The sequence below is a fragment of the Sphingobacterium sp. JUb20 genome, from assembly GCF_004342035.1.
In the GTDB taxonomy this organism is placed as follows: domain Bacteria; phylum Bacteroidota; class Bacteroidia; order Sphingobacteriales; family Sphingobacteriaceae; genus Sphingobacterium; species Sphingobacterium anhuiense.
In genome coordinates, this window is the sequence record NZ_SLYV01000020.1 from 36,127 (window position 1) to 50,843 (window position 14,717).

Here is a 14,717-nt window from a genome sequence, read left to right on the forward strand (position 1 = left end):
TAGCAGTTAAAAGATTTCATCATGTCCGACATTCAACATTTATTAGAGCAGATCCGCCAGTTCCGAGATGCCCGCGATTGGGAGCAGTTTCACAATTCCAAAGATTTAGCTTTGGCATTGAGTATTGAAGCCTCTGAGCTTCTGGAGCTTTTCTTATGGAAAGGTAATGAAGATGCTGATCCTGATAAACTCAAAAAAGAACTAGCCGATGTTTTGATGTATGCTTTATTGCTTGCCGATAAGCATGGTTTGGATATAAAAGAGATTGTTGAGGAAAAGATGAAACTTAATAATGAAAAGTACCCGGTAGAGAAAGCTAAAGGAACTGCCAAGAAGTATAACGAATTATAATGATCAAACCTTTCCAGATTATTCCATATCCATTTGATACGCAGTTGGAACTAACTCTATTGCAAAAACAGCGTGATTATCTTTCATGGCCTATAGTATACTTCCTTCAAGATAAAAAAGAAGCTTATGTTGGTGAAACCACTGATATGGTTACTCGCTTCAAAGCACATCTTAAGACTGTGAGAAAACAACAGTTACAGTCTGTAGCCCTTATCCGGAGTGAACTGTTCAATAAGTCAGCAACTTTAGATATCGAGTCTAATTTGATCCGCTATATCGCCGCCGATGGGCAGTTCGATTTACAAAATGGTAATCTGGGGATCTCCAATCATAAGTTCTATCAACAGAAAGAAGTTTATTGGGAACTGTTTCGTGATATCTGGTCAGAATTAAGAAAAATGGGTATTGCCCGACATTCGCTAGAGCATATCGATAATTCAGATCTTTTTAAGTATTCTCCCTACAAAAGCTTAACGCGAGAACAGACCAATGGATTAAAGATGATTCTTAGATGTTTGCTTGATGATCGTGCAAAGGTTAGCTTGATTCACGGTGGAGCAGGAACAGGAAAGTCTATCCTGGCTATATTTCTATTTAAATTATTGAAGACCGATTTACAGGATTTTAATAAAGCTGATTTTGACGAGTCAGATGAAGAGTTATTTAGTTTGGTAGAAGATGTCCGTCAAAAATATGGAGACTTGGAAATGGCTCTCGTCATTCCTATGCAGTCATTTCGTAAAACCATCAGTAAGGTCTTCAAAAACATTAAAGGATTGTCACCAAAGATGGTCATCGGTCCAGCTGAAGTGGCTAAACAAAAATATGATCTCTTGCTCGTAGATGAAGGCCATCGCTTACGCCAATGGAAAAACCTTGCTGCTTATTATGGTACATTTCGTAAAGTATCACAGCAATTGGGTTTAGATGAATTAACCTGTACGGAGTTAGATTGGGTGCAGTTGCAATCCGATAAATCCATTATTTTTTATGACGAGTTTCAATCTGTCAAACCGTCGGATGCCGATAAGCAGCGTTTTCTCGATTTGCAGGAATTAGAAAGTACACGGATTGAACGGTTACGCTCTCAGTTCCGCGTAAAAGGAGGAGCACATTATATGGAGTTCGTACATCAGATCTTCTCAGATAACAATGCAATTTCGCCAAAACCTTTTGAGAGCGTGCACTACGATTTTCAGTTATTCGATGATCTGGATGCCATGGTTAAGGAGATTAAGCGTAAGGATGATGCCGCAGGCCTGTGTCGTATGGTAGCAGGTTTCGCCTGGGATTGGATCTCCAAGAGTGATAAATCGCTTCACGACATCGTTATTGGTGATACTGCGCTCCGATGGAACAGTACTGATGTTGATTGGGTAAATTCGGCCAATGCGATCCATGAAGTCGGCTGTATTCACACCACACAAGGCTACGATCTCAACTATACCGGTCTTATTATTGGTCCAGAATTGGATTATGATTTCGATACGAATTCTTTTGTTGTATATAAAGAGCGATACAAAGACAAAAATGGTAAAAATTCTATTCATGATCTATCAGTTCTAAAAAATTATATCCTCAATATTTATCGTACCATCCTTTTTCGCGGTATTCAGGGAAGTTATGTGTATGTCTGCAATGACAATCTAAGAAAATATCTAGCACAGTACATTAAAAGACAGTGGACAGCAGACAAAAGTGAAACTGATTATAGCATTACCGATACCCCATCTGAAAATTCAGTTCCATACTATGACCTTGAGGTCGCAGCAGGGAGTTTCTCTGAGCTCCAACAAGCAGAACATACTCATTATATTCAGGTAAATAGAATCACAGTAGATCCAGCTCGTTATTTTGCATGTAAAGTAGTGGGGGAGTCTATGAACAAAATTATCCCTAATGGCGCTATATGTCTCTTCGAGAAATATCAAGGCGGTTCTCGCAATGGATTGATCTGTTTAGTTGAGTCCAATGATTTTGTTGATCGGGAATTTGGATCCAACTACACCATAAAAGAATATAGTAGCAAGAAAACCATCAGTGAAGAGGGATGGGAACACCAAGAGATTATGCTTTTGCCGAAATCTACCGATACATCTTTTCAGCCTATTATGTTGCGAGATGAAGAGCTATTGGATTTGAAAGTGATTGGCGTGTTTAAGAAGGTGCTAATATAGGACTTCAAAAAAGGAAGTCATAGTTTCTGAAATGGTTATTTTGCAGGAACTATGACAAAAATCAATTATAAATAAGCATATTTATTACAGCTTTTTCAATTCTTAATCACACATACTTCTATCCACATAGGTTTTCCCTCCGTTACCATTAATGTAGTAACATCCACCACGTGGACCTCTTATATATGATCTTGCTGAAGAATTTCTTTGTTTCTTAGAAGATTTTTCTTTCAAATTGGAGTTACCAGTTCCAGAAGATAGTTTATTTATAGATGATGAATTAGATTTTACATACTCCCATGTTCCATCCGATTTTAAAATCACCTTCTGACCACTAGCTGTAGTAGCATACTGACTTTGACCAAATAAAATCACTACAATTAGTGATAGTGTGAATATTAAAATTAGATTTTTTATCATGTTTTGTTATTAATAAAGATTTTAAGGTAAAGCTTCAATGGATTTATTATCCAAATTTACGCTTTTACGACCTGCCCAAGTATTGATGATATGTTCTGTAGCCGCTTTAAGAGATTTATTAATGTGTATAGGATGTTTTCCTGAATGAGTAAAAAACTCAACCTCATTATCAATTTTTGAATACCAAACTTTACCTACATCTGCTTTAGTCAAGGTATCAGGTTTCATAATTTTCTCAAAATTATTAAGTTTATCCTCATTTAAGCCTATGATCTGATTGGGTTGTTTATTATCCCTACACTCTACCTCAATATATCTTATTCCATTCCAGCACATACATTCCTTATTAACCCAATAATAAATTCCTATAACGGTAGCAATAATCACTGCGCCTGCGGATAAATATGTAGTTCTTCGATTCGGTAAAAAAAAACTGTTTTTTGTCGGATTATGAAATTTTTCTACACTACTATCTCCCGCAGATCCATCGCTAGAAGTTGATAGTTTATTATTCCCAGTTGATTCTCCATAAAGACCTTTAATCCCAAATAAATTGTCTCCTGATAGTGGTGTATCTTCAGCTTTTCCATTATCAACAATACTATATTTTCCCTGATCTTTTATGATTGGTGAATCTTTATCGACAGGTTTGTTACTTACCAGATTAGATACTGTATCAACAATATCTACAGCTTTCCCTTCCATATCCCTGTTATGTATTACCAGATTATCTGGATTAACTAATTCTTCTTCACGCTTTATTTCACTGTCTGGATAAATAACAGTTTCTTCACAATCTTTTTCTTCTTCAAGAATACCAGCCTCAATTTGTTGTGTAACGTCATCTCTTTCATACAATTTTAATTCATCTGAGTAGCCGGATATGTTTGTTTCTATCCAATCAGCACTTTTATAAGGCCTTTTTGGAAAATCGATTAAAATAGCGACCATTTTGACTATTCTTTCACTAGGTTTTAGCGTTTCACCTATGATAAAATTTTGTAAAGATCTGAGTTTACTTAGGTCTGCATTATTGATAGCAGTTTCTATACTTTCATCTTTATTTGGACGAGAAAAATAATTTTTAAAGACGTTAATATCATCCTGAGACAATCGCTCATGTAAGCGTATCAAACTATACTCCCGCAAGTTTGCAGGTGATGGCGTATTTAACTCATCAGGTAATACTTCCAGAGATTTTTTTTCCAAGTAAGCCTCTCTTACAGCTTTTTTAAATTTATCGAACGTAGACATCCTTGCAAAAATAAATCAATTATCCAATCGGTAATTACGGAAAACCATAATCAAAACATCTTTAAATTCTTGCCTTGTGCACTGGAAATATCGGAAATATATCGGTAATCCCAGTAATATATCAGTAAAAGCAGTAATGTCGGAAACGATTGGTGTATAGCTTTTTAACCGCTATACCTTTGTTTTCGAAGTCAGATGATAGATTGATTAGTTTATGAGACTAAGATACTAAATAGATTTCACAATGAGAAGATCTCACGGTAGTCGTTAGCCGGTTTGGGAAGCAGCTTTTGCCTCCCGTGAGTGACACTCTTACTTCCCAAAAAATTCAGAAGGCCTTCTGAAAACACATGTAGTAATCCTATGCACGGAGCATATGGAGCTACCAGGTTTTTACATTCTAATTTTTTGAATTATGTGGAGTTTAATATTATATTTTTTATTCGGAATAGGTCAACCAAGTAGTTCACAGCCAACACAAGGGAATCCAACAACTATGCAAACAGCCGGATATGATGACCCTAATGATGGTGATGGTGGAGATAAGGAAAATCCAAGACCACCTAAATTGTAAATAAATTTTATATGAATTAAGGGAATTATTATTATATAATTCCCTTTTTTTTAATGTTGTTTTATGGCCTAAAATTCAATAAATTCGCTTAAAACTATAATGTGCGAATATTACTTGAAACATTGATTATATTAATATTCTTTATCTCCTGTTCTAATAATAAAATAGAGCCTGAAAAAGAAGTGAATAATAAATATTATGATTTAGCTTACCAATTTCTTGAAGAAGGAAAAAATGATAGTTCATTTCATTATTTCAATAGGGCTAAAGAACAATTCTTGATTCAAAAACAGAATTTACCCGTTGCAAATTGTTTGATCAACATGGGAAATATTCAGTTTGATCAAGGAGACTTTTTTGGTTCGCAAGAAACATTACTTTCTTCTTTGATTTATCTAAATCAAAAGAAAAGTGCTGACCATCAACTTTTGTCCTTAGCCTATAATACTATAGCTAATGCTTCAGATGAATTAAATCAATTTGATGATGCAGTTCGCTATTTTACATTGGCTATTCATTATTGTGATGACCCCGCGCTTAAATTGAAATATAAGAATAATCTATCTGTAAGTTTAAGAAGTGCGAAAAAATATAAAGAATCTATAGCTCTTGGTGAAGAAAATCTTAGTTTGGCAAAGTTAGGTTCAAAGGATTTTGCTCGATTTCTGAATAATTTAGCAAAAACAAAATGGCAGAATTCCTCTTCATCTATTCCTTTGAAAGATTATTGGCTAGCACTAAAAATTAGATTGCAACAGGGCGATCTATGGGGACAACAATCTAGTTTCGCTAGTCTTTCTCAGTACTACACTCATATTAATGTTGATTCAGCTTTTTTTTATGCTAAAAAACAATATGACATAGCCAAAAAAATTAATAGTCCGGACGACCAAATAACTGCTCTAAAAGCTCTTATAGATATAAAGCCGGATCAAGGAAAGATTTATTTCAAGAAATTTATGGTGCTCAACGACAGCCTTCAAAATGCGAGAACATCAGCTAAGAACCAGTTTGCTTTAATTCGTTATGAATCCGAAAAGAGCAAAGCACAGAATTTAGTTTTAGAAAAAGAGAATGAGAAAAAGGAATCACATTTACTAATTCAGCGTATTGGTATAGGATTTCTCCTGTTTTCAATTGTTCTTGGAGTCTTTTGGTACAAAAAACGCAAACAGCGACTTGAACTTGAAGCACAGAATAAGATCAAAGAAAATCAGCTTCATCTTTCTAAAAAAATTCACGATGTCGTGGCTAATGGAATTTATCGTGTTATGACTGAAATCGAGTATAAGGAAGATATCGATCGGGAAGGTGTACTGGACAAACTAGATGATATGTACCAGAAATCGCGGGATATCTCACATGATGTTGAAGAGCAGACTGAAACCGAAGTTTCTTTCAGTGAAAAACTGTCAGATCTACTCAAATCATTTGCAAGTGATCACCGTCGTGTTCTTATTGCCGGAAATGAACCAGATTTATGGACACGAATAAATAAAAGGGCCAAGGAAGAGGTTAGTCATGTTCTACAAGAATTAATGGTTAATATGAAAAAACACAGTCAAGCAGATCAAGTTGTTATTCGTTTTGAAAACCAGGGTAATCAGTTAGAAATTTTTTATAAAGATAATGGGATTGGTCTATCAGATTCAAAAACATATGGAAAAGGTTTATCTAATATGGTTTCCCGTATCGAAGGTATTGGTGGTGAAATTATCTTTGTCAAAGAAGAGGGGAAGGGGCTTAGTGTGAAAATCAATATACCCATATAAAAAAAACGATAATGTATGTTTAAAAAAGTACTCATTGCCGAAGATCACGAGATGACCAATATTTCAGTACAGAAAACACTTAAAGATCTTGGTGTAGAAGATGTCAAGTACGTTCATTATTGCGATCATGCATTGACTTGGATAAATAATGCACTTCGCGATAAGGATCCATATGATTTGATTATTACTGATATCGAATTTGAAGATGATGAAAGTCCACAGAAATTAAAAGATGGCTTATCACTGATTAAAGCGATTAAGATGGTGCAACCTGATATTAAAGTCATATTATTCACAGCGAAAGATCGGAACAGCAAGATCACTGAAATGTTTAAGTTAAATCAAATTGATGGTATGGTCCGTAAAGCACGGCATGACGGGCGACATTTACGCGAAGCACTTCAGATCGTATATAATAATAAAACCTATCAATCTCCAGATGTTAAAAAAGTTGTTCAAGAACGCAACTCGCACGAATTTACTTCATTTGACTTACATATCATTCGGTTATTATACGAAGGGATATCTCAAAAAGACATGCCACTTTACTTGCAACAACGAGAAGTTATTCCATCCAGTTTGAGCAGTATTGAGAAACGACTCAATATCATGAAAGATGTGCTTAATTTTACTAAAAATGAACAGTTAGTTGCTCATTGCAAAGAGATCGGTATTATTTAAAATAAAATATTACATGTTATAGTTTTTCGCGAAAAACAGACACGTCATTGCACATCATGTAATTAAATTTAGTAATTATAAACCTAATATTTGGCTATCCTTGGGGTAGCCTTTTTTATTTCCATTCAAATAAATTATTTTTTCGCTTGCTATTTGTCGTGAAGAGTTTTTTAATGCTTTTTATTAATCTTTTTGTCAATTATTTTATTTTACAACACCATTTTTATAATAGTTTTAGTTACGGGAAACCGTATCATTTTAGAGTAGGTTATTGATAATTTTGGATCGATGTTATTAAACCATCAGAAAAGTTATTTTAACCATATTAACTAAAAACACTTATGAATTCAGATCATTTGATCCAAGATACACTGTCGGATAGCAGGGGTATCAATGAACGTGTTAGGCAGGAGCTTTTTAAAGCCAAAACCGAGGTATTGATTGCAATGGCATGGTTTACCGATAATGAACTATTCGCCGCAGTCCAAGGCTGTCTTGATCGACAAGTGAAAGTTCTTATCATTATATCAGACCAGCCAGATAATGAAAAATTAGATTTTTCCATATTAGAAAAACACGGCGCTGAGGTGACCAAGGTCAAGAATGTAGGTTGGGGAATGATGAATCAAAAATTCTGTGTTATTGATAAAAATGTGGTTATTACAGGTTCTTATAACTGGAGCAATAATTCGAAGAACAATCATGTAAGCGTTATCATCACAAATTATTCAAAAACGGTAACAGAACATATTGAAACATTTCATCAAATTCGTTCCAGGGCCATCAGGATCAATAATGGTGAACTGTTAGAAGATATTATACAATCAGAAAAAAAAGAAAATCCTATACCAGTGAAAACATCATCGCAAACCATTCTTCATTCCACACCTGTTCAAGAACTTAATTTTCAGCAACAATCGCTCAAGGAATATAAAGATGTTTTAGATAATATTATCGCATCAGAAGTTGGAGCTTTTGATAAGGACTTAGTAAAGCTTAGTGGATATAATCGTGCCTACGAGAACAGTGGAGACCATCAAATCCTTCATCAAGCAATGGATAGTCTGTATTCTAACTTTATCAATGAAATTGATGTCATTGCCGAAAAGAAAGAACGTTTGAAAGTAAGAATAGATGAACAGCAAAAGCTGAGCTCGACCAATATGGAATTTAAGACGGAGCATGAGATCGAAAAGATAAAAAATAATGCTACAGTTGACAAGCAAAATATAGATTCGGATATCAATGCATTGACGAGCAAAATCGAAGAAAAGCGTCTACAGATTGCATCAAACAATACTACAAAAATTCCTTTTATAGAAACTAAGATTTCATCTTTGAAGCAAAAGATGAAAGAGCTGGAGATCGAATTTGTGAAACCCACAATGAATAAACCCATCATGTTCATATTGGGAGGTACTACCTTATTGCTTGCGCTATACATTTTTGTTTTTTATTCTTCAGTAGCTTATATTTTTATTTTTTCGAAAGAGGAAATTAAAGAAATGATGCTATTGGGATCAGCAAGCGTTGAATCACCGGAAGTATTTAATCCACATGCTATTTCAAAAATAGGAGAAAAGGGAGCTGGTGGTATACTATTTCTCTTTTTGTTTGTTGCCATACCTTTAGCGCTTGGTATGTATAAAGTATTTAATGATCTGTTTGCATCGACAGAAAAAAACGAACAGCAGGATCAAACCATTTGGAATATAATTAAAGCATCATTCATCAATAATTTAGGTATCATTTTAATTCTTGTTGTAGATATTTTTATTGCTTATAAAGTTTCTAAAAACATCAATGACATTGAACTTTTGACCAATAAAACCGACCAAAAGTTATCGCTTTCGAATGTTATGGTGGATAGTAATTTCTGGTTGGTATTTATCCTTGGAGCATTGGGTGTTTTTCTTTTCAGTTTCTTTTTTGAAAAATTTATGAATCAAATAAACGAACGTAATCTTTCTTTTCAACAGCAAAAAAGCAAACATATTGCCCAAAGTCATCAAGCCGAAATCGAAGAATATCAAGAACAGATTAATAAAATCCAATTGGAGAATGATGCATTTCAAGCTGAGCTTGTTACTTTGCAGGTTAACAAAGAAGAAAAGATCAGTCATATACAGCACTTACCTATCCAACAAAATGAAAGGATAGGTACACTACAACAGCAGTTACTTACATTTAAGGAGCGGATCAGTAATATTGGACAAATTTACAAAAGTCAGATTGACAATGATAAGTTACCTATCTCTAAGGCTGAAATGGAAAATCGGGTCAATATTTACATGGAAGGGTGGAGCAAATACCTATATGAAGTTTACGCCATCTTAAAAGCAGAAACAAAAACCCGTGAGGCAGTTAGAGAGTGTGAGGCATGGCTTTCCAATTTAGGATTACAATCTGACGTCAAACATGAACTTTTTCAAGATACTCCAGCTTTCAATAACTAATAATTAAGTATATGAATATAAAACATATATTGCCATTGGTAGTGTTACCATTTTTAGTGGCTTGCAGTGGTGGTGATAAAACTGCCAAAAAAGAGGTGATGATTAAAGATTATAATATTATTATCGCACCAGACTTGTCCAATCGGATCAATATGATGAAATATCCTAAACCTCTCCACGATACCTTACTGATACGGGAGGTTATTGATCATGCTGACGATCTGTTGAAATTAAATGATCGGAGCTCCGGTCAGTCAGATATTTACAAAATTGATTTTATAAACAGAGGGATTTTAAACAGCTCGTCGTTTGATCCCAAAAAGATGACGATTGATTTTAGTCAGTTTGGAAGCAAGCAATTGGATAGATCTAATTATATCCGTAAAGAACTGAATTCGGATAAACAAGAATTTGCAGATGAAGTCAATCGCGTTTACGATTATTCATTACAGAACCAAACAGGGGCTGATGTTTGGAATTATTTTAACGAAACCATTAAAACCTCATTGGTAGATGTATCCCCTCAGTTTTTAAATGAAACCACTAATGCAATCGTCAATAAGAAGAATACCAATGTTGTATTGCTTTTAACGGACGGATACATTGAAAGCGCTAATCAAGGTAAGGGGTATAAGTTAGGGCCGGAAATGATCGAAAAAATACGTAAAGCATTTAATGCCAGTGGTAAGTCAGAGTTGCAGGAGTTTATAGTACAAGATTCATCTTACGCGATAAATAAGACCAACTTTAATCTGAAGGACGCTAACATATTTATTGCAGAAATGGTAGATCGTTCTCTCGATAAATATGGAGTTTCAAAGGTACAGCCAACCGATTTTCAGATTATTAAGGTTATCTGGGAAAAGTGGTTGAAAGATAGTGGAGCTTCCAATGTAAAGGTTATTCAGGCGGTCAATACAAAACAACAGTTTTACAAAGAGTTTGAACAATTTCTTAAAATGTTGTAGTTCATTAAGCTTAATATTATGAATAAATGGACTAATGTCGCTGTAAAGCTTGTTATAATTGCACTGTTCTTTCTTATTGTATTTCTCATGAGCTGTGTTCACTCAGAACAAACATTCAAATCTGAGGGTTTTATGGCAACAAGCAGTCTGCCACATGAATCTTATGTAAAAGTCTATAAAGTGATAGATGGTGATACCTTTTGGGGTAAAAACAAGTCTGGAAAAAATGTTAAAATTAGACTGATCGGTATAGATGCACCAGAAGAAAGAAGCGCATTTAAGAAAAAGAAACATCCCTTTGGTAAAGTCGCAAAGAGTCATCTTGACAGTTTGATCCTCAATAAGGAAATTAGGTTGGAATTTGATGTTGATTCCCTTGATCGTTTTGGTAGAACATTGGCATATGCCTATCTTGATCATGTCTTTATCAATGAAGAATTAATTAAGAATGGCTATGCGGTTTTAATGACTATACCCCCTAATGTACGTTTTGAATCCCAATTTGTTCGAGATCAAAATTATGCAAAATCAAATCATTTAGGACTTTGGAAATTATACGATAATCCAGTATTTGACTAATAATTTTTTATGTCCAACTATTAAATTAGGCTACACGAACCTAATTCGGTAGTTGGACATACTATTAAACATCATTTTCATTACTCATAGTTCTGAAGAGCATCAGTGATCTCCTGTCTATAATTATAGATTTCGTCTAATGAATTTAAGAGTTTTTTGACTCCTTTGTCTTTCCCTTCATGGAAGACCTCCAGATATTTATTTGCAGAATTAAAGTGCAGTCTTGCCAAGGGTTTACGATTATTATCATCCAGCAAAATTCCAAAATAAGACTGTGTGTCTCTAAAAGCAATGCGCAAAGCTGGTATATGCTCCCTCAGAATTGCTTTTACGATCTGAGAACCTTCGATTTCTTCGTCAGAGGTTATGATTTTAGATTCATTTCCGGTGTTTTCATCAATAGGTTCAATTTCCGTTATAGTTTTCTGAGGGATTGTGTCGTTAATACTTAGAGCAGTTTTTAATCTCGAATTAATAGATTCGTTAATAGATGACGATAAAGCTTTTTTCGTATATTCCTTAAAGGCTGCCATCCTTGAAGCGATTAAAGGTTTATCAAAGAAACGATTGACCAATAACTTAACCAGTTCATCAGAAGGCTCCTGGATCTCCTTTTCGAACTCCTTTCTAATTGCTTTAATATACTTTAAACCTTCAGCAGAATCCAATATACCTTCAAGATGATATCCATTCTTGGTGAATTTTTCCAAAATTTTAATATTGGAATCTTTAAGATTAGAGAGGTCTAAAGTAAAAAATGGTTTCTCATCCATTATATTTGGCTTCTCTAAGTCAGCATAAAAATTGTAAATATGACCATTTGTTAAAACGCCAAATCTTGCTTTTGACACATGAAAATAACGATGCAATTGTGAGTTATGTGCGTCAGCAGTTTCCTTCCAATGCTTACATTCTATAATAAGTATTGGCTCATTATCTTTCTTTATGACATAATCTACCTTTTCCCCCTTTTTAGTGCCAATATCACAGATAAATTCAGGTATTACTTCCGTCGGGTTAAAGATATCATAGCCCAAAATCTGAATAAAGGGCATAACAAAGGCATTTTTAGTAGCCTCTTCAGTACTGATTTGTTCCTTTAGATTTCCGACACGTTGGTGTAGCTGCTCTAGTTTGAGTAATAGGTCATTTTCCATAGTATTTATAATGATTGATTTATACCCAAATTTAAATAGGAATTAGAAGTAAGTGTTACGCTTAGCCGTAACAGATTAACGACTTCAGCATATAGTTTTGTGTTCAATTATTAACTAAAAAATATTTAACGAAACATTATTATGGCTTGGAGTTTTAGAAGACGTGTAAAAATTATACCTGTTGTCCATCTTAATTTTAGTAAGAGTGGTATTTCAACCTCAATCGGAGTAAAAGGGGCTAGTATCACATTAGGGAAATCTGGAACCTATCTCAACACCGGTATACCAGGATTGGGTTTATACAATAGACAGAAACTTGTTAATGGTGATTCACAATTATTTGAATCTCCGATTTCTCCGCAACAATTAGAACCATACGATTCTAAATACGATAATATCTTTAGTGCAGATATTCATGAAATCACCAGTCAAGATATGCAGGGGATAAAAGAAGCCATATTACTAGCACGGGAGCAGCGCTTTTCATTGGAAAAAGATATTTCCAAAATTAGAATAGCTCTAAGATTTAGCAAAATCAAAAAAGTTATGAGTTATTTGCTGGTTTATGGATTGATCAATAAATCTATTCCAGAGCAAATAGACAATGATTTAAAAGCCCAAGGAGAAGCATTGAAACAAACAAAAGAACAGAAAGAGTCATCATTTGTCAATTTAAAAGTAGATTTTGATACTGAATCGAAATATAAATATGAAGAACTTGTCGCTAGATTTATCGAACTAACAAGAAGTCGTAAAATATGGGACGTAACAAGTGCTCAATTTGAAGATCGTCGCATTACCCGTTCCTCGGCAAGTACGATTGTAAAGCGCAATACTGTTCATTTCGGGTTGAAGTCAATACCCGAATTTAAATCTGATGTACAAGCATTATTCTTACAAAATGCAAACGGTGCAGATCTCTATATCTATCCTAATTTTATTGTGATGTATAGCAAAAATAAAGACTTTGCAGTCATAGGGTTGGACGAAATAAATCTACAGCAGAGTTTTGTAAGATTTACAGAAACTCAGGGCGTACCTGTAGATACAAAAATCATTGAGCAAACCTGGGCTAAGGTTAATAAAAATGGGAGTCGAGACAAGCGGTTTAAGGGGAATTATCAAATTCCAGTTGTGAGATACGGAGAGTTAAAATTAAAAACGACAACAGGAGTTCATGAAGAGTATCAATTTAGTAATTACGAAGCAACTGCAGCTTTTGGACAAGCTTTTAGAGAATATCAGCAATCTATTAAACAATTGGCTTAGATCTGGAAAAACTAAATATAAGTATACGAGGATCTGCCTCTTTGATCTACCCACTTACGGTATGCCGTAAACATGGAGTACAAATCCTGATTAGCTTTGTTTCAATATGTTCGTTCATAGTGGATTGACATTATAAATTATATATAAATATTAATATGAAGAAATTTTTACTATTTATTTTATTACCGTTTTTATTTGCTTGTAGCAAAGATAATTCAGCAGAAGATGTTTACGGTTATGAAGTGGAATGTGAACAATGTCATATCACTTACCTTGATGCAAATGAAAGAGTGGTGTCTCTTAAGGGACAAAGTAAACGTTGGAAGATTGATTTCCCGAATGCTGTCGTCTACGAACTAGATGTGACGGCACAAACTTTAGTGAGTAACGTGAGTAATATGCACGTATATATTACTAAAAATGGTTCTCGTATTTCATCTCATTCAGGAATAGCTGAAGCTACGACAAGTTACACTGTCTCTTCTCGTGGCGGTGGCGGTGGAACTACTGCTTCTGGCTATTGCGGAGCACCTACTACAAAAGGAGGGACTTGCTCTAGAAAAGTTGCAGGAGGGGGCAGATGCTGGCAGCATACATAAGTTATTTAATCATTCACAATTAATTATAAAATTATGGCAACTAAACATGAAGTTAAATGCATTAAGAAAACAAATCGTACAAGTGCATACGAAAGGATTGAATTTATTGGTGGGATAAATCATGATGGTGGAAGGTGGAAACTCTCACAGGAGGCAGCTATTGAGGGAATTGAAAATGGCAAATGGGATTTTTTCGTTAAGAAAGACGGGGTATCGGTTGATGTAATTGTCGCTATTAGCGCATATGGCAATAAGTATCTAAAAACAAAGAATGATGGTGAGCAACCAAATAATTTATTGAGTTTACCAGAATGTCCGTAAAATCAGGTTTTTAATATTATTATCCGAATTTTTTAACATAAAAACAGTATTCTATTTCTTTACTCAAGTGAGGGAGTAGAATACTGTTTATCTTATTGCCGATCCGTTTCACTGTGTACCCATTTAAGAAAATACATGT

The 14,717-nt window shown here is 34.5% G+C and carries 14 protein-coding genes; 11 read left to right on the forward strand and 3 right to left on the reverse strand.

The genetic code is table 11. The features are described 5' to 3' along the window. The first annotated feature begins 21 nt into the window (after positions 1-21). A complete protein-coding gene (locus EDF66_RS24230) occupies positions 22-351 on the forward strand; it encodes a nucleotide pyrophosphohydrolase (RefSeq protein ID WP_132845707.1) in 330 nt (109 codons plus the stop codon). After that, positions 351-2,528, forward strand: coding sequence for a DNA/RNA helicase domain-containing protein (locus tag EDF66_RS24235; protein WP_132845709.1), 2,178 nt, complete (start codon positions 351-353; stop codon positions 2,526-2,528). Before EDF66_RS24230 ends, EDF66_RS24235 begins: the two co-directional genes overlap by 1 nt. A gap of 102 nt (positions 2,529-2,630) precedes the next feature. Here EDF66_RS24235 and EDF66_RS24240 read toward each other — a convergent pair whose 3' ends face one another. Beyond that, the gene (locus tag EDF66_RS24240) at positions 2,631-2,948 is read right to left on the reverse strand and encodes a hypothetical protein (RefSeq protein ID WP_132845711.1); all 318 of its coding nucleotides are present in this window, start codon (positions 2,946-2,948) and stop codon (positions 2,631-2,633) included. A 21-nt stretch (positions 2,949-2,969) separates the two neighbouring features. Beyond that, positions 2,970-4,202 (reverse strand): hypothetical protein, encoded by a 1,233-nt coding sequence (locus EDF66_RS24245; protein ID WP_132845713.1) that lies wholly within the window; start codon positions 4,200-4,202, stop codon positions 2,970-2,972. Positions 4,203-4,617: 415 nt separating this feature from the next. On the opposite strand from EDF66_RS24245, the gene EDF66_RS26180 reads away from it, so the two are divergent. From EDF66_RS26180 to EDF66_RS24270, 6 genes are all read left to right on the forward strand, one after another. Further along, entirely contained in the window at positions 4,618-4,776 is a 159-nt protein-coding gene (locus tag EDF66_RS26180; protein ID WP_165902514.1) for a hypothetical protein, read from the forward strand. Positions 4,777-4,877: 101 nt separating this feature from the next. Continuing rightward, positions 4,878-6,548 carry a tetratricopeptide repeat-containing sensor histidine kinase gene (locus tag EDF66_RS24250; RefSeq protein WP_132845714.1) on the forward strand — a complete coding sequence of 557 codons (1,671 nt, stop codon included), beginning with the start codon at positions 4,878-4,880 and terminating at the stop codon, positions 6,546-6,548. A gap of 15 nt (positions 6,549-6,563) precedes the next feature. Then, the gene (locus EDF66_RS24255; RefSeq protein ID WP_132845716.1) at positions 6,564-7,229 is read left to right on the forward strand and encodes a response regulator; all 666 of its coding nucleotides are present in this window, start codon (positions 6,564-6,566) and stop codon (positions 7,227-7,229) included. Positions 7,230-7,570: 341 nt separating this feature from the next. Next, positions 7,571-9,685, forward strand: a complete 2,115-nt coding sequence (locus EDF66_RS24260; RefSeq protein ID WP_132845718.1) for a phospholipase D-like domain-containing protein — start codon at positions 7,571-7,573, stop codon at positions 9,683-9,685. Between the two features lie 11 nt (positions 9,686-9,696). Further along, positions 9,697-10,653: a hypothetical protein gene (locus EDF66_RS24265; protein ID WP_132845720.1), complete on the forward strand. Its 957-nt coding sequence runs from the start codon at positions 9,697-9,699 to the stop codon at positions 10,651-10,653. An 18-nt stretch (positions 10,654-10,671) separates the two neighbouring features. Beyond that, complete coding sequence (locus tag EDF66_RS24270; RefSeq protein WP_132845722.1) at positions 10,672-11,232, forward strand: thermonuclease family protein; 561 nt, start codon at positions 10,672-10,674, stop codon at positions 11,230-11,232. 80 nt (positions 11,233-11,312) lie between these two features. Here EDF66_RS24270 and EDF66_RS24275 read toward each other — a convergent pair whose 3' ends face one another. Continuing rightward, positions 11,313-12,389, reverse strand: a complete 1,077-nt coding sequence (locus tag EDF66_RS24275; RefSeq protein WP_132845724.1) for a type I restriction endonuclease — start codon at positions 12,387-12,389, stop codon at positions 11,313-11,315. A 141-nt stretch (positions 12,390-12,530) separates the two neighbouring features. On the opposite strand from EDF66_RS24275, the gene EDF66_RS24280 reads away from it, so the two are divergent. From EDF66_RS24280 to EDF66_RS24290, 3 genes are all read left to right on the forward strand, one after another. Next, positions 12,531-13,658 (forward strand): DUF4236 domain-containing protein, encoded by a 1,128-nt coding sequence (locus EDF66_RS24280; RefSeq protein WP_132845725.1) that lies wholly within the window; start codon positions 12,531-12,533, stop codon positions 13,656-13,658. Between the two features lie 242 nt (positions 13,659-13,900). Then, the gene (locus EDF66_RS24285) at positions 13,901-14,257 is read left to right on the forward strand and encodes a hypothetical protein (RefSeq protein ID WP_132845727.1); all 357 of its coding nucleotides are present in this window, start codon (positions 13,901-13,903) and stop codon (positions 14,255-14,257) included. Between the two features lie 33 nt (positions 14,258-14,290). After that, positions 14,291-14,578 carry a DUF3892 domain-containing protein gene (locus EDF66_RS24290; protein WP_132845729.1) on the forward strand — a complete coding sequence of 96 codons (288 nt, stop codon included), beginning with the start codon at positions 14,291-14,293 and terminating at the stop codon, positions 14,576-14,578. The last annotated feature ends 139 nt before the right edge of the window (positions 14,579-14,717 follow it).